General features: G+C 64.0%; 12 protein-coding genes and 1 rRNA gene. 3 read left to right on the plus strand and 10 right to left on the minus strand.

Going from position 1 to position 16,356, the window contains the following annotated elements:
- Positions 1-199: 199 nt before the first annotated feature.
- Entirely contained in the window at positions 200-1,381 is a 1,182-nt protein-coding gene (locus tag JS536_RS10490) for a glycosyltransferase family 2 protein (RefSeq protein ID WP_170115050.1), read from the minus strand.
- Positions 1,382-1,603: 222 nt separating this feature from the next.
- Here JS536_RS10490 and JS536_RS10495 point away from each other — a divergent pair, with 222 nt between their 5' ends.
- The gene (locus tag JS536_RS10495) at positions 1,604-2,446 is read left to right on the plus strand and encodes a LytTR family DNA-binding domain-containing protein (protein ID WP_214356884.1); all 843 of its coding nucleotides are present in this window, start codon (positions 1,604-1,606) and stop codon (positions 2,444-2,446) included.
- Positions 2,446-3,771, plus strand: coding sequence for an ATP-binding protein (locus JS536_RS10500; RefSeq protein ID WP_214356874.1), 1,326 nt, complete (start codon positions 2,446-2,448; stop codon positions 3,769-3,771). Before JS536_RS10495 ends, JS536_RS10500 begins: the two co-directional genes overlap by 1 nt.
- Positions 3,772-4,113: 342 nt before the next feature.
- Here the strand turns inward: JS536_RS10500 and nrdF are convergent, their stop codons facing one another.
- From nrdF to JS536_RS10540, 8 genes are all read right to left on the minus strand, one after another.
- Positions 4,114-5,106, minus strand: a complete 993-nt coding sequence (gene nrdF / locus JS536_RS10505) for a class 1b ribonucleoside-diphosphate reductase subunit beta (RefSeq protein WP_214356875.1) — start codon at positions 5,104-5,106, stop codon at positions 4,114-4,116.
- Between the two features lie 257 nt (positions 5,107-5,363).
- Positions 5,364-7,562, minus strand: coding sequence for a class 1b ribonucleoside-diphosphate reductase subunit alpha (nrdE, locus tag JS536_RS10510; protein WP_214356876.1), 2,199 nt, complete (start codon positions 7,560-7,562; stop codon positions 5,364-5,366).
- Positions 7,563-7,667: 105 nt separating this feature from the next.
- Complete coding sequence (gene nrdI / locus JS536_RS10515) at positions 7,668-8,171, minus strand: class Ib ribonucleoside-diphosphate reductase assembly flavoprotein NrdI (protein WP_214356885.1); 504 nt, start codon at positions 8,169-8,171, stop codon at positions 7,668-7,670.
- Between the two features lie 68 nt (positions 8,172-8,239).
- Positions 8,240-8,500, minus strand: a complete 261-nt coding sequence (locus JS536_RS10520; RefSeq protein WP_214356877.1) for a glutaredoxin family protein — start codon at positions 8,498-8,500, stop codon at positions 8,240-8,242.
- 433 nt (positions 8,501-8,933) lie between these two features.
- On the minus strand, positions 8,934-9,482 hold the full coding sequence (locus JS536_RS10525; protein WP_214356878.1) for a GtrA family protein: 549 nt from the start codon (positions 9,480-9,482) through the stop codon (positions 8,934-8,936).
- Positions 9,475-11,988 (minus strand): glycoside hydrolase family 3 C-terminal domain-containing protein, encoded by a 2,514-nt coding sequence (locus JS536_RS10530; RefSeq protein WP_214356879.1) that lies wholly within the window; start codon positions 11,986-11,988, stop codon positions 9,475-9,477. Before JS536_RS10530 ends, JS536_RS10525 begins: the two co-directional genes overlap by 8 nt.
- A gap of 544 nt (positions 11,989-12,532) precedes the next feature.
- On the minus strand, positions 12,533-13,159 hold the full coding sequence (locus tag JS536_RS10535; protein WP_214356880.1) for a sugar O-acetyltransferase: 627 nt from the start codon (positions 13,157-13,159) through the stop codon (positions 12,533-12,535).
- Positions 13,160-13,219: 60 nt separating this feature from the next.
- On the minus strand, positions 13,220-14,710 hold the full coding sequence (locus JS536_RS10540) for an MATE family efflux transporter (RefSeq protein WP_214356881.1): 1,491 nt from the start codon (positions 14,708-14,710) through the stop codon (positions 13,220-13,222).
- Positions 14,711-14,912: 202 nt separating this feature from the next.
- On the opposite strand from JS536_RS10540, the gene JS536_RS10545 reads away from it, so the two are divergent.
- Entirely contained in the window at positions 14,913-15,908 is a 996-nt protein-coding gene (locus tag JS536_RS10545; RefSeq protein WP_214356882.1) for an AraC family transcriptional regulator, read from the plus strand.
- Positions 15,909-16,232: 324 nt separating this feature from the next.
- On the opposite strand, the gene rrf is transcribed toward JS536_RS10545, so the two are convergent.
- Positions 16,233-16,349 (minus strand): 5S ribosomal RNA (gene rrf, locus JS536_RS10550).
- Between the last annotated feature and the right edge of the window lie 7 nt (positions 16,350-16,356).

Raw genomic sequence — 16,356 nt, forward strand, 5'->3', positions numbered from 1 at the left:
CACTATACACGGCCCCCGTACAAACTCAAGGACAAACGCGCGAAAACTTTCGCATCGCGTGTCGCGTGTCAGGCGATCCCCGGTGGGGTGTCTAACGGGGTGTTCGTCGGCTCTCGGATGCCAACGAACACCAACCGGTCTGGGCTCCCCTCAGTCGGCTGTGCCGACAGCTCCCCTCAGAGAGGGGAGCCGAAATGAATCACTCCAGTTCGAAGGTGACGCCGTTGCGGTGGGCCTCGCGTTCGGCCTTGCGCTCGTCGCGGCGTTCCTCGGCGGCCTCGATGCGCTGGATGCGCAGCTGGCGCCAGTCCTCGCGCATGTCGCGGAACCGTTCGAGCAGCGTCGGATCGGTATCGTCGTCAGGCAGGACAGCGGGTTTGGCCGCGGCGGCCCCGGCCGCGCCATCGGCGAGGTGGGCGACGCCCATCTTCAGCAGGCCCAGCAGCTCGCGCAGGGTCTCCGGAATCGGCTCGTCGCCTTCGTCGGCGGACTTGGCGAGCCCTTCGATGCGACGGCGCAGGGCGTCCGCGTCCTCGGGGTCGATCTTGAGTCCGGCGATGAGTGACTGGCGGATGGTCTCATAGTCGAGGTTGGCGAAGAAGTTGAGCTGCTGGAGGGTCATGAAACCCTTGAGCTCGGGGAACCGGTGGACGATGTACTCCTCGCGGTCGTCGGCGGCGCGGGTCCAGTCGCGGGTGAGCTGCGGGTCCCAGCTGGCGGTGATGGAGCCTTCGCGCATGCGGTAGTGGTAGAGGGCCTTGGGCAGACGCACCACGCGCGTGGCCTCGCCGATCACGTTGCAGATGCGGGAGAGGTCCTCGATCTTGCGGCCCACGGGGAAGGCGAACCCGGTGTTCTGGTAGGTGGACGCAGGGGCCAGGAACGCCCAGAAATAGCCGTCGATCTCGGCCTTGACCTGCTTTTTGATGGCCTCGACCGGGGTCAGGACCTGCACTTCGGAGTAGTCGTTGTGACGGTAGCTGGACAGCAGCGGTTTGTCGTTCTCGGAGATGGTGTCAAACTGGAACATCACCAGGTCGGCGTCGTAGTCGCGCATGGCGTCGAGGCAGTCCTGGACCAGCGTGGGGGCCACGGTGTCGTCCGAGTCGGCGAAGTAGATGTACGCGCCGGTGGCCCGTGCGATGCCGGCGTTGCGCGCGTCGGACAGGCCTCCGTTGGGTTTGTGGATGACCTTGATGCGACCGTCCTTGGCGGCCCAGGCGTCGCACATGGCCGGGCAGCGGTCCGGAGAGCCGTCGTCCACCAGCAGGATCTCGAGGTTGGGGTACGTCTGCGCGGTCACGCTCGCCACGCATTCGTCAAGGTAGCGTTCGACTTTGTACACCGGGATGATGATGCTGACCAACGGATCATGTTCCATATATCCAGCGTAACGCCACGATGCGAACGTTCGCCAGAGCGGCGACGGCATTCGGGCGGGGCCGATGGACGGCCGCCGCATCATACGGGACTCTTCGGCGATTCCACGGGCGCCCCACGGCAGAACAGCTGCCGAAAATAGCAGTCTGCGCACCGGCTCCCCCGGTTATCGGGGCGACTGGGTTAGGATTTGCAGGTAAAGGACATGGCAGGAGGTGCGGCGATGCGCAGCGTCAGGGTCGGCGTGGTCGAGGATGACCCGGTGGCATGCCAGCGGATACTGGACTACCTCAATCAATATCGCAGCGAGACGGGCGTGGAGTTCACGGTCGCCGTGTTCGACGACGGCGAGGCCATCGTGGAGCAGTACACGCCCACGTACGACATCCTTTTCCTGGACATCGAGATGGCGCGCCTGGACGGCATGTCCGCGGCGCGCCGAATCCGCGAGCGCGACGATTCGGTGGTGATCGTGTTCATCACGGCGGCCCCGCAGTACGCCATCAACGGATATCAGGTGCAGGCGCTCTCCTATCTGCTCAAGCCGGTGCCGTACTTCGCGTTCCGGCAGGAGCTCAAGCGGTCCATCGATATGGTGCGCCGGCGTTCGGACGGGCCGCTGCTCATCGAGGCCGGCGGGCGCCAAATCCGGCTGGAGCTGGCGGATGTGACGTATATCGAGTCGATTCGGCACACCATCATCGTGCATACGTTGGATGGCAAGCTCTCGGTGTCCGGCACGCTGAAGGACTTCGAGGAGCGGCTGGCCGAGCAGGACTTCTTCCGCTCCAACTCCTGCTATCTGGTGAACCTCAGGCATGTGGTGGGCGTGGACGGTCAGGACTGCGTGATGTCGAACGGCGAACTGCTGCGGGTGAGCCGGCCGCGCAAGAAGGCGTTCCTGACGGCGCTGACGAACTACATGGGTGCGGCCGGGCCGACCGCACGGGCCGGCGTCGGAGCCGGAGCCAGTGGCGTCAGTGTCGGTGCCGGAACCGGTGAGACCGGCGCTGACGAACGGCCGGCAGACGGCCAGACCGCTGCGACCGAGACAGGAGCCGCGTGATGGGCGGGACGACCATCACCAACGCGCTGCCGGACATCCCTCGCTTCTACACGGCCATCTGCGAGTGGATGGCGTGCGTGACGTATCTGCTGGTCATCTACCGGCGCGTGCCACTGTCGCGCACGATCACAGTGGGCGTGCTGGGACTGGCGGGCATGATCGGCATCCAGTACTTCGACGGCGCGATGCCACTGTGGTTCTGGGTAATCGGCATGCTGCTGGCGTTCGGCGGCATGTGGGCCATCGTGCGGTTCGGTGCCGGCACCGGCAATCGCGAGGGCCTGTACATCGCCGCACGCGCGTTCGTACTGGCGGAACTGGTGGCCTCGCTGCACTGGCAGCTGGTCACGTTCCTGCAGTACGGGGTCGGCATGCCGCCCCGGGAACCGTACGCCTCGCTGGTGCTGGTCGTCACGTACGCGATCGGATTCGTGGCGGCGTGGGCGATAGAACGCGGCAACTTCGCGCACGATGCGCCGACCAACACGACCCTGCAGCTTTCGGTGGGCACGGTGGCCATCACCATCGTGACGTTCGCCATGAGCAACCTGAGTTTCATCTCCACCAACACGCCGTTCTCCGGCACCGTGGGCCAGGAGGTGTTCTACATCCGCACATTGGTGGATTTCTGCGGGTTCGCAATCCTCTACGCCCAGCAGGAACAGGCGCGGCGCATGGCGGCGAGCGCCGAACTGGCCTCCATCAACGCGCAGCTCAACAGCCAGCACCAGGAGTATCTGGCCTCCAAGGAGAACATCGAGGCCATCGGACGGCTCGCGCATGACCTGAAGCACCAGATCGCGGCGTTGCGGGCGGAGGTGGACCCGGAGCATGCGGCTGCCGGATTCGAACAGCTGGAGGCTTCGGTGGCGGCGGCGAGCGCGCAGCAGCATTCCGGCAATCCGGTGCTGGACGTGATTCTGACCACCAAGATGCGCACGTGCGCGGACCGGGGCATCACGCTCACGGCGGTGGCGGACGGCAAGCTGCTGGCGGGCATGTCGTCGATGGACATCGCCTCGCTGTTCGGCAACGCGCTGGACAACGCCATCGAGGCGACCAGCAAGCTGCCGGACAAGCAGCAGCGGCTCATCCGGCTGGCCCTGTACGGGCAGGGGCGGTTCACGGTGATTCGCGTGGAGAACTACTACGATTCCACGCTCAGGAAGGACTCGACGGGCGCGTTGCGCACCACCAAGCGGGATGCCGCGCGGCACGGGTTCGGCGTGAAGTCGATCCGTCATATCGCCGCACAGTACGGCGGCGAGGTGACGATTCGCACCGAGGACCACTGGTTCGTGCTCACGGTGCTGATTCCGCGGTAGGCGGGGCTCCGGTCACGCTAAGGCACAGTCGAACGACCGTAACCGCACGAATGCTCCAGTGACCCATCAGGCGGTTGCCGGACCAGTACGGGCTGGCGCCGGACGGCGAACCGGGACGAACCGGGACGAACCGGACGGACCGGAAACGCAGCTCCAGGACCGGCCGAACGGACTGTATGTTCGCGTCTGAACGATGGATGCGCGAACTTACCGTTGATTTGCGGCCTTCAACGGACTGTATGTTCGCGCCGGCCTCGTTGAGACGCGAACATACAGTCCGTTGGATGGTGTTTCGGCACAATGCCGGGCGATTACCGAGCGACTACCGTTGCCGGGCGGGCGTCAGAAGTCCCAGTCCTCGTCGTCGGTCTCCTCGGCCTTGCCCATCACGTAGGAGGAGCCGGAGCCGGAGAAGAAGTCGTGGTTCTCGTCGGCGTTGGGGCTCAGGGCGGCCAGGATCGCGGGGTTCACGTCGCAGATCTCGGCCGGGAACAGGGCCGGGTAGCCGAGGTTCATGAGCGCCTTGTTGGCGTTGTAGTGCAGGAACTTCTCAACGTCCTCGACCAGGCCAACGCCGGAGTACAGGGATTCGGTGTATCCCACCTCGTTGTCGTACAGCTCGTTCAGGAGGTCGTAGGTGTAGTCCTGCAGGTCGGCGCGTTCGGCGTCGGTGAGCTGGGCGATGCCCTTCTGGTACTTGTAGCCGATGTAGTAGCCGTGCACGGCCTCGTCGCGGATGATGAGGCGAATCACGTCGGCCGTGTTGGTGAGCTTGGCGTGCGCGGAGAAGTACATCGGCAGGTAGAAGCCGGAGTAGAACAGGAACGACTCGAGCAGGGTGGAGGCCACCTTGCGCTTGTACGGGTTGTCGCCCTCGTAGTAGTCGAGCACGATCTCGGCCTTCTTCTGCAGGAACTCGTTCCGCTCGCTCCAGTCGAAGGCGGCGTCGATCTGCTCGGTGGAGCACAGGGTGGAGAAGATGGACGAGTACGACTTGGCGTGCACGGACTCCATGAACGCGATGTTGGTGTACACGGCCTCCTCGTGCGGGGTGAGCGCGTCCGGGATGAGGGAGACGGCGCCGACCGTGCCCTGGATGGTGTCGAGCAGTGTCAGGCCGGTGAACACGCGCATGGTGAGCGTGTGCTCCTCCTCGCTCATCTGCTGCCAGGAGGGGATGTCGTTGGAGACGGGGACCTTCTCGGGCAGCCAGAAGTTGCCGGTGAGGCGGTCCCAGACCTCGAGGTCCTTCTCATCCTCGAGACGGTTCCAGTTGATGGCCGAGACGCGGTCGATGAGCTTGAGCGGCTTGCGCGGAATGGAAATCGGTGCCATGGTTTTGTTCCTTTTTACGGTTGATGCGGTGGGTTGAAGGACGTGTTGTCCGACACGCTCCAGGCCGCTCTGGCCAAGTCTTTACGGTCTGACAACACGTCCTTCAACCCACCGCTTGCCTGTCATAGATAATCGTGCGTGGACAACAATTGCGATGCGTAGTGGCCGGGAATGGTATGCGTTGCGCGACCGTAGGCTTGGCCGAACGGCCTTGAGTGTGTTCGAGCAATGCATGCCATTCCCGGCCACGTCAACCCTCAGAGCATGCAGGAGACGCAGCCCTGCACCTCGGTGCCTTCCAGGGCCTGCTGGCGGATGCGGATGTAGTAGAGGGTCTTGATGCCCTTGCGCCAGGCGTAGATCTGGGCCTTGTTGAGGTCTCGCGTGGTGGCGGTGTCCGGGAAGAACAGCGTCAGGGAGAGGCCCTGGTCGACGTGCTGGGTGGCTTCGGCATAGGTGTCCACGATGGCCTTCCAGCCGATCTCGTAGGCGTCCTTGTAGTACTCCAGATTGTCGTTGGTCATGTAGGCGGCCGGGTAGTAGACGCGGCCGATCTTGCCTTCCTTGCGGATCTCGATCATCGAGGCGATCGGGTGGATCGAGCTCGTGGAGTGGTTGATGTACGAGATGGAGCCGGTGGGCGGCACGGCCTGCAGGTTCTGGTTGTAGATGCCGTCGCGGATGATCGCGGCCTGCAGTTCCTTCCAGTCGTCGACCGTGGGGATCGCGACGCCGAAGCGGGCGAACAGCTCGCGGACCGTGGCGGTGCGTGGCTCGAGCGAACGGCGGCCGTCGGTGTACTTGTCGAAGTAGTTGCCCTGGCCGGCCGGCTTGGCGTACGCGGAGGTCGGGAAGCTCTTGAACGCCTGGCCGTGCTCCACGGCGAGCTCGTGCGAGGCGCGGTAGGCATGGTAGGCCACGGTCATGAAGTACATGTCCGTGAAGTCAAGGCCCTCCTCGGAGCCGTACATGATGCCTTCGCGGGCCAGGAAACCGTGCAGGTTCATCTGGCCGAGGCCGATGGCGTGCCCCTCCTCGTTGGCGCGGCGAATCGAGGGCACGGCGTTGATGCTCGTATGCTCGGCCACGGAGGTGAGCGCGCGGATCGCGGTCTCGACGGTGCCTGCCAGGCCGCCGTCCATGGCCTTGGCGATGTTCAGCGAGCCGAGGTTGCAGGACACGTCGCGGCCCACATGCGCGTAGCTCAGGTCCTCGTGGTAGGTGCTCGGCTCCTGCACCTGCAGGATTTCGGAGCACAGATTGGACATGGTCACGCGACCCTCGATGGGGTTCGCGCGGTTGACCGTGTCCTCGAACACGATGTACGGGTAGCCGGATTCGAACTGTAGTTCGGCGATGGTGGTGAAGAACTTGCGGGCGTCGATATAGGTCTTCTTGATGCGATCGTCCGCCAGCATCTCCTCGTAGTGTTCGGTGACGGAGATGTCCGCGAAGGGCTTGCCGTAGACGCGCTCCACGTCGTACGGGCTGAACAGGGCCATCTGCTCCTTGCGCTTGGCCAGTTCGAAGGTGATGTCCGGGATCACCACGCCGAGAGCCAGGGACTTGATGCGAATCTTCTCGTCCGCGTTCTCGCGCTTGGTGTCCAGGAAGCGCAGGATGTCCGGGTGATGGGCGTTGAGGTAGACCGCACCCGCGCCCTGACGCGCGCCGAGCTGGTTGGCGTAGGAGAAGGAGTCCTCCAGGAGCTTCATGACCGGAATCACGCCGCTGGACTGGTTCTCGATGTGCTTGATGGGCGCGCCGAGCTCGCGCAGGTTGCTCAGCAGCAGGGCAACGCCGCCGCCGCGCTTGGACAGCTGCAGGGCCGCGTTGATGCCGCGGGAGATGGATTCCATGTTGTCTTCGATGCGCACCAGGAAGCAGCTCACCGGCTCGCCGCGCTGGGCCTTGCCGAGGTTGAGGAACGTGGGCGTGGCCGGCTGGAATCGGCCGGCGAGCATCTCGTCCACGTACGCGATCGCCTGCCGCTCGTCGCCGGCGGCCAGTTCGAGGGCCACGGCGGCGCAGCGCTGCGGGAAGTCCTCGAGATAGCGCTTGCCGTCGAAGGTCTTGAGCGCGTAGGAGGTGAAAAACTTGAAGGCGCCGAGGAACGTGCCGAATTCGAAGCCGGTGGATTCGGCGTGCTCGTAGAAGCTATCCAGGAAGTCGGCGGAGTACCGGGCGAACACCGCGGGGTTGTAGTACTGGTGCTCGATGAGGTAGTTCAGGCGCTCGGCGGTGGAGTCGAAGGTCACGGTGTTGGGGGCCACGTGTTCGGTGACGTACGCGCGCTCGGCGGCCTTGTCCTTGTCGAACTGGATCTTGCCGTCCGCGTCGTACAGGTTGAGCATCGCGTTGAGCGCGTGGTAGTCGCGGGACGGGTCGTTGGTGCGTTCGGCGGCGGTTGCGGCGGTGTTGTCCAGCGACAGGCCGGTGTTGGTGAAATCGGTCATGATAATCCGGGGGTTTGAAGTTGGTGGATGGGTCGTAAGCGGGTTGCCGTGCAGGGGCACGTTTGTTTTTCTGGCGCCCCTCCCCGAGGGGAGCGCCAGAACCAATCAGGACGTGAAGAAGTGGACGAGGCCGTCGCGTACGGCGGCGGTGTCCTCCGGGGTGCCCATGAGCTCGTACTTGTAGAGGAACGGCACGTGGCATTTGGCGGAGATGACGTCTCCGGCTGCGCAATACGCCTCGCCGAAGTTGGTGTTGCCGGAGGCGATGACGCCGCGTATCCACGCCCGGTTCGCGGGATCATTCAGGAAGCGTTTGACTTGGATCGGCACGGCCTTCTTGATCACGCCGCCGCCGTACGTGGGCACCATGATGACGTATGGTTCGCGCACGTTGAGCGGCGGGTCCGCAGGTCTGAGCGGCACACGGTAGACGTTGATGCCGCACTCCCCCAGTCTGCATCCGGCCACGAATCGCGCGGTGTTCTCGGATGCCGAGGAGAAGTAGACCAGCGCGCCGATCGGCTCGCCCTGCGCCGCGTATTCGGGGGCACTGGGCGTTGCGACGGCCGTGGTGTCTGGCGAATCCCCTGACGTGGCGGCAACGACCATACCGTCACGACCGACGGCCGATACCACACCATCAGACGAAGGCGCGGGCACTGCCGTTACGTCCGGGCTCACGCGGCGACCGGAGCGGTCGCGGCCGCGACGGCCTGCTTGGCGACTTCGCGGATGAGGTCCGGACGGTAGCCGCTCCAGGAGTTGTCCGGCGTGATGACGACCGGGGCCTGGCGGAAACCGGCGGCCGTGAGCTGCTCGAGCGTGGAGGGGTTCTCGGAGAGATCCACGGTCTCGAACGGCACACCGAGCTTGGTGAACTGGCGCTTGGTGGCCTCACACTGCGGGCAATGCGGCTTGGTGAACACGGTGACGGTCATGGTGGCTCCCCTTGACGTAGAACAATGAAGCGAACGCCATATTACAGCCGTACGATTCGCAATCAAGCCACTATGGGTAGTGGCGTGTTGCGTACACAAATACTAGATGTAGTGTTTTTGTTGATTTTCCGCCGTTTCCGCAAGACCGCCGCGAAGTCCCGCGGAACGACCCGCCCATCCGCATGTGGCATTGTTCACATTTGCCGGTTCAACCGATCTGGCCCCTCATCGAAAAGCCTTACCGAACCGGCAATAATCGAAATTCCGCAAGACTACCCCTCAGTCGGCTTCGCCGACAGCTCCCCTGACAAGGGGAGCCATGGGCGGGAACGAAAAAGTCCGGCCGGACGCTCACGGGGAGACGTCCGGCCGGACCTTGGGGAAGAGGAAGAAGAAATCAGAAGAATTGAGATATGGGTTATGCGGCCTCCTACTACTTGTTCTTGGGCATGATCCAGAACTTGAGCAGCGGGTAGCTCACCACCACGGCCAGCAGCGTGTTGACCACGGAGGCGATGGTGCCGGCCACGCCGGCGTTCATGCCCCAGCCCTGGCACAGCGCGGTCACGTAGCCCGGCAGCACGAGGTTCACCACCACGATCACCACGGCCAGGATCGCGTACTTCCAGGCGGCGTCCCTGAAGCTGGAATCGGACTTGAACACCCACTTCATCTGCACGAAGAAGTTCACCACCTGGGCGATCACCTCGGCGAAGAGGAAGGTGAGGAAGCCGCCCAGGCCGTTGCCGGACTCCGGGTAGTTGAAGATGAGGAAGTGGAACGGCGTGGTCAGGCCCAGTCCGGCCACGAACACCGCGGTGCCGATCCACGTGACCACGAAGCGGGAGATGGTGGAGATGTTCGAGAGCACGTTGAACAGGATGAACTCCCAGATGGTGGGATGGTCCTTGATCCACTGGCGGATGGGGCCGAGTTTCTTGCCTTCGGCCGCATCGGCGGCCTTGTTCGCGGTGTCAGTCATGGTTGAGCTCCTTTGCGGTGCGCTTGTTGGCGGATTGGTTGCGGAAGAATCCGGCGATGAGTCCGCCGAGTCCGCGGAAGGTGTGGCCATTGGCGATCTTGACGATGGCGTCCACCATGGCCGAGTCGACCATGCCCTGGGTCATCTTGCTCATGGCGCGTGGCGGCATGTTGAGGATGAACAGCGTGTTGAGGTCGGGAGCACCGGTCTTCTGGCGGGTCTTGGCCTCGCGGCTGATGAGCGTCTTGGCCACGGTCCGGGCCGCGAATCCGCGCGAATCGACCCAGCTGGAGATCGGGTCGTTCACACCGAACACGGTGGGCTTGCCGGGGGCGATGACCTCGCGGCCGAACAGCACGGCCATTTCGGCGTCGGTCACGTGCTTGACGTCGCCGCCGAGGTAGTGGCCCAGCGCGGGGTCGGCGGGAGCGGCGTCCACGTCGCCGGCCACGGCGAACGGCGTGACGAGCGGCAGATGTTCGGCATCCGTGCCTACGGCGAGCGTCCAGACGCCGGATTCGATGGCCCAGCGGTCGGTTTCGGTGTCGAAGTGACGGAAGGTGTACCGGTCGAAGTCGATGCGCACGGCCTTCGACTCATGCGCGTCCAGTTCGACCTTGACGAAGCCCTTGAGCTCGCGGGCAGGGCGCAGCACGCCGCCGGTCGGCTCGCCTGTGCCAAGTTCCGTCCGGGAGGGTCCGGAGACGTACAGCTGGGCGACGGTGGCGCCGGGCACGTCGGAATCGTTGGTGACGGTGAACTGCACGCCGGTTTCGTCGGCGGTGAGTCCGGTGTACGTGAACGTCGAGTAGGACAGGCCGTAGCCGAACGGGAAGCGGACGGGCACGCCGGCGGTTTCGTAGTAGCGGTAGCCGACGAACGGGCCCTCGCGGTAGATGGCGTCGCGTCCGATGGCCGGGTACCAGCCGGAGGACGGGCAGTCGTCGTAGCGCAGAGGCCAGGTTTCGGCCAGGTGGCCGGACGGGTTGACCTGACCGGCCAGCGCGCGCACGGTGGCGGAGGCACCGGCTTGGCCGGACAGGCCGACGTACAGCACGGCGGCCACGGCGTCGAACCACGGCAGTTCGACCGGGGAGCCAGCCACGAGCACCACGATGACGGGCTTGCCGGTGGCGGCCAGGGCGTCCACGAGGTCGTTCTGGACCTGCGGGATGGCCATGGTGGAGCGGTCGAGGCCTTCGGATTCGCTGCGCTCGTCGAGGCCGACCACGGCGATGACGGCGTCGGTTTCGCTTGCGGCGGCGAGCGCCACGGCTTCGTCGATGAGGGGCTGGTTGGCGGCGCCCTGACGGTCATAGCCCTGGGCGTAGCCGGTCACGGTGATGCCGGTTTCGGCGTCCTTGGCGGAGTGCCGCAACTCGTCCAGGATGTTCTCCTCGCGGGTGGCGTTCACCTTGGACGAGCCGGAGCCTTGGAATCGCGGGGTTTTGGCCATGTCGCCGACCACGGCCACGCGGGTGCCGGGCCTGAGCGGGAGGGCGGGCGCGCTGCCGTCGGTACCGTTGCCGGCAACGCCACCAACGGCATCGTTCTTGAGCAGCACGGCCGACCCTTCGGCCACCTTGCGGGCCACGGCATGGTGCGCGGCGGCGATGTCGTCCTTGAGCAGGTCGTTGCGGCCCACGCCTTCGGTGCGGGTCAGGCGGGCTATCTTGGCGACCTCGGCGGCGCGGGCGCTCAGGTCCGCCTCGGAGAGCGTACCGGCCTTGACCGCGCCTTCGAGCTCACGCACGGACGTGTATCCGGGGCTGGGCATTTCGAGGGAGCCGCCGGCCTTGACCGCTGCCACGGCGGAGTTGGAGCCGCCCCAATCGGAGACGACCATGCCGTCGAAGCCCCATTCGTCGCGCAGGATGTCCTGCAGCAGGTGCTTGTTCTCGTGCGCGTAGACGCCGTTGATCTCGTTGTAGGAGGTCATGATGGTCAGGGGCGCGGCCTCGCGCACGGCGATCTCGAAGCCGGTCAGGTAGATCTCGCGCATCGTGCGCTCGTCAATCACCGAATTGGAGGCCTGACGGCGTAGCTCCTGGCTGTTGACGGCGAAGTGCTTGGGGCAGGCGGACACGCCGTTGGACTGGATGCCGCGGATGAGGCCGGCGGCCATGCGGCCCGCCACGATCGGATCTTCGGAGTAGTACTCGAAGTTGCGGCCGCACAGCGGGTTGCGCTTGATGTTGAGGCCCGGTCCGAGCAGCACGTTCACGTCGAGATCGTGCGCCTCCTTGCCCAGCGCCTCGCCCATCTCCTCGGCGAGCGCCGGATCCCACGAGTTGGCCACGGTGCCGGCGGTCGGGAAGCAGGTGGCGGGCTTGGAGGCGCCAAGGCCCAGATGGTCGCCCTCGCCGAGCTGACGGCGCACGCCGTGGGGGCCGTCGCTCATCACGAAGCTGGGGATGCCGGCGCGTTCGTTGCCGCGCGAGTCCCATTCGGAGCCGCCGGAAAGCATCGCCGCCTTCTCGGCCACCGAAAGTTCTTCGAGTTCCATCGCTGTCTCGTCCTTCCTTGCACTGTCTGCCGGGCACCGGGCGCGCACCGGTTGGTTGGATGCGTCCGGGCCGCGTACTCGCGTACTGGTTGCGTATCTCTCCAGCGAATCCGCCGCGCCGCTCTGCCGCATGCGATTCGCCGCTAGTCTGATTCAATCAGGTTCGCGAGGCCGCGGTGGGCCGCATTACACAACCTGTCGTTTCCCGCGCACGATTGGTCGGAAGGACGTATTGGAACGGTAAGCGGTCTTTTGGATAGAGAACCACATGCCTTCTGTATCCAAAAGACCGCAAATCACTCTCCTAGCGGTCTTTTGAGTACAGAACCACGTCCCTTCTCAACTCAAAAGACCGCACAGCGATTGTTTGAGGCTAGAAGCAGATGTCTTCTAGCCCCAAACCGTCGTGAATCGCCGTGCTGGAGATTGTTTCGTGCTAGAAGCAGCGATCTCCTATCACGAAACGGTCGCGGACTGCTGTCCCGAGTGCCCCTTTGCGCACGGGAACGACTACCTGCGGCATCAAGGAGACCGCGGCCGAGGCTTATGCGGCCTTGGTCTCGCGCACCAGCTCGTCATCGGCGAAGGTCATGCCGGGGCGGTATTCGGCCATGTCCGTTTCGCTGATCTCGCGCAGCACGCGGCAGGGCACGCCGACCGCGACGGTGTGCGCGGGGATGTCGTGCGTGACAACCGAGCCCGCACCGATCGTCGTGCCTTCACCGATGGTCACGCCGGGGCAGATCGTCACGTTCGCGCCGATCCAGCAGTCGTCGCCGATGGTGACCGGATCGGCGAACATGAACTCGCGCATGGCAGGGTTGATGGGGTGGCTGACGGTGGCGATGTTCACGGACGGGCCGAACATGACCCGCTCGCCGATGGTGATGCGGCCATCGTCGATGAACGAGCAGTTGACGTTGATGTACGTGCCGTCGCCGATGGTGATGTTCGTGCCGTAGCAGAAGTAGAACGGCGGTTCGATCCAGGCGTTCGCCGGAGCGCCGAGGATTTCGGCGATGAGTGCGGCCCGGCCCTGCGTATCGGCCGGATCGAGCTCATTGAATCGCTTCATCCGGCGCTTGGCCGCGAGCCGGTCCTCGGGCAGGCCTTCGCAATAGTCGGTGAAGAGCTTGCCTTCCGCGATGCGCTGGCGCATGGTTTCCTGCATGATGGTTCCTTTCTTTCGTGTCTTCAGGTCTTTCGGGTGAGCGGCGTGTCAGTCGGATTCTCACGTCACATTCCGCAGCCATCGGTGGGTGCGGTAGTGGACGATGACGGCGGGAATCTTAAGGAGTTCGTCGATGTTGAGAATGACGTACACGGCCATGACCGGCAGCTGCCAGACGAATGCGGCGAGCATGCCCATCGGAATCACGATGACCCATATCGTCACCGCATCGCACACCATGCCGAACCGAGAATCGCCGCCAGCCGGGAAGATGCCGCCCACGGTGATGGAATTGAGGGCCTTGCCGACCACGTAGTAGGCGCAGACGAGCAGCATGCCGGACAGGTACTCGTTGGCCTGCGCATCCAGAAGCGACCAGCGTAGGACCAGCGGGCGAATCATGAGGATCACCGCGCCGATTGCCACGCCGAGCGCCAACGCGCTGCGGCACAGCCAGCGGCCGACATGGCGCGCCTGGGCGAGTTCGCCGCGGCCCATGATGCCGCCGAGGAGGATGCCGCCGCCGGAGCCGAGTCCGGCGCACAGACAGACCAGCAGGTCCTTGATAATGTTCGCCACCGAGTTCGCGGCCACGGCGTCCGTGCCGAGGTGGCCCATGATGACGGTGTAGGTGGCGAATCCGCCGCCCCAGATGATCTCGTTGCCGAGCACGGGCAGGGTGTACCGCCAGTAGTCGCGTTCGAGGATGGACATGGACGTCCGGGTGGTGCGGCGGCCGGTATTGCCGGGGATGGTGTTGCCGGAGCCGTTTGCAGGATCGGCTTTGGCATTGACGGTGCGATTGATTCCGGTGGTCTCGACCTTGGCCTTGCATTGTGCGGACACGGGGAGCAGCGCGCGCCATTGCACGCCGGGAGCGTTATGGCGCCTCGAATCCTGCCGAACCTTCCAACAGGACCATGCGCATTCGACTGCGCGGGAGACGACCGTGGAGATCGCGACGCCGGTCACGCCGAGCCGTGACATGCCAAACCAGCCGAACAGGAGCGTGGCACTGACCACGATGTGCAGCGCGACGCCGACGGCGCTGATGATGGTGCCGGTCCGCGCACGACCGGTGTTCTTGAATAAACAAAGGTTGATCTGGCTGACGCCGATCAGCACGAACGCGAGCGACGTGACGGCAAGATAGTGGGAGCCGAGGTCGATGAGTACGTTATCGTTCGTAGTGATACGCATCAGCAGATGCGGGATCGCGGCGGCAAGGACGGCGAACACGGCCGACAGTGCGATCGTATGCCGCATGACGAATGTGATGACCTGCTGCACGGCGCCGACGTCTCCCTTACCCCAATATTGGGCGATGAGGGTGCTGGAGCCGATGGTGAAGGCCATGAGGAACAGGTCGAAGATGAATTGGAATTGCGTGGCGAGGGATACCGCGGACAGGGCGTTCTGATCGACCGCGGCGAGCATGAACACGTCGAAGGCGTTGGACAGGACCAACACGAATTGCTGGAACGCGATGGGCAGAGCCAGTGGGCATAGCTGACGGACGAAATCGCGGAAAGTTGGTTCACTGGCCATCATCGGCTCCTTCCGTCTTTGCCGTCCGTGTTTGCCTTGTTGCGCATGGCTTGCAACCGTCATCCATTACACAGCAATATCGGACGGACAAACACACGAAAACAGCAGAATCAGCACGGTTTTTAGCATTATTTGCTACATTGGCAGCAGTGCCATACGCGGCATACACACTCCTTTGCCAAAGTATTCAAGGAATCGATGAGTCATGGCAGCACGCAATAGCGACATCCAGCAGGAGATCGCCGGACCGGATCCGGCACGGCTGCGGGTTGACGGTTCGGAGCGAGTCCGGTACGACTATCCCACGTTCTTCTCGTATATCCGCGAAGGACGGCTCTCCTCATACCCGCACATGCGCGCGGAATGCCATTGGCATGACGATTGGGAGTTTCTCATCGCCCGACGTGGGCATCTGACGTATTTCGTGGACGGCGAGCGGGTACGCATCGAGGAGGGGCAAGGCATCTTCGTCAATGCCAGGCGACTGCATTACGGGTATTCGGAGGACGGCACGGATTGCGAGTTCCTGTGCGTGCTGGTGAACCAGATGCGCGTCGGCGCCACCAAGGACGTGCTGGAGCGGTTCATTCTGCCCGTCGGCGGGGCGGACAGGCCGCCGTATCTACTGCTCGATGGCAGTGACGGTTATGGTTACGCCCATACGGTTCTGGAGTCATTGGACGCGATGGCGGCCGCGCAGGACAGGTACGATGCGCCACTGGCCGTGCTGAGCGGGTTCTACTCCATCGCGCGGGCGTTGAACGGCATGATGGAGACCCGCACGCCCAACGATGGATCGGGCGATATTGCGAACGGAATCACGACAGTCATATCGGACGATCGTCGCGTATCCGCAACGCATCGCCGTACCAGCAGCCGTCTCACCGCGTTGACCGCCATGGTCGATTTCATACAGGCGAGTTACGCCCGCCCGTTGGCGCTGGACACGATTGCCGCCGCCGGTGCCGTAAGCCGGAGTACATGCTCCGCGATCTTCCGTGACTATCTGCATCAATCGCCCATCGACTACGTCACGGACGTTCGTTTGCGGGCGGCCACGGAACTGTTGAAGACCACCGACCTGTCGGTTTCCGCAGTGGCCGCACGTTGCGGGTTCAATTCGGCGAACTATTTCACGCGCGTCTTCCGCGCCACGCTGGGAGTGGCTCCCCTCGCCTATCGCAAGGGGCGGGGTCGGTAGCGTTCATCTGTTTCGCGGTCTTTCCTGTACAGAACCGCATGCCTTCTGTACTGAAAAGACCGCGAATCGGCCTATTAGCGGTCCTTTGGGTCCAGAAAGGGAATGTTCCTGTACTCAAAGGACCGGAGACATCCCCGTTCCGATGCTCCCTTGGGGCGTGTATCCCTATATCTTGGCTCCCCTTGTCAGGGGAGCTGGCCGCGGAGCGGACTGAAGGGTAGTCCATCCGATGCATTGATGGGTGGGCCCGTGTGTTTGTCGTGTTTAAGGGGAACAAAGGAAGCCCCTTGGCGAGTTTCCGTCAAGGGGCTTCATGAAATATGAATGCGGCGGTGTGCTACTCTCCCACACCCTGTCGGGTGCAGTACCATCGCCGTGCCAGGCCTTAGCTTCCGGGTTCGGAATGGGACCGGGCGTCTCACCTGGGCCATGACCGCCGCAAATCTGT

The organism is Bifidobacterium sp. SO4, assembly GCF_018555355.1.
Taxonomy (GTDB): Bacteria; Actinomycetota; Actinomycetes; order Actinomycetales; family Bifidobacteriaceae; genus Bifidobacterium; species Bifidobacterium miconisargentati.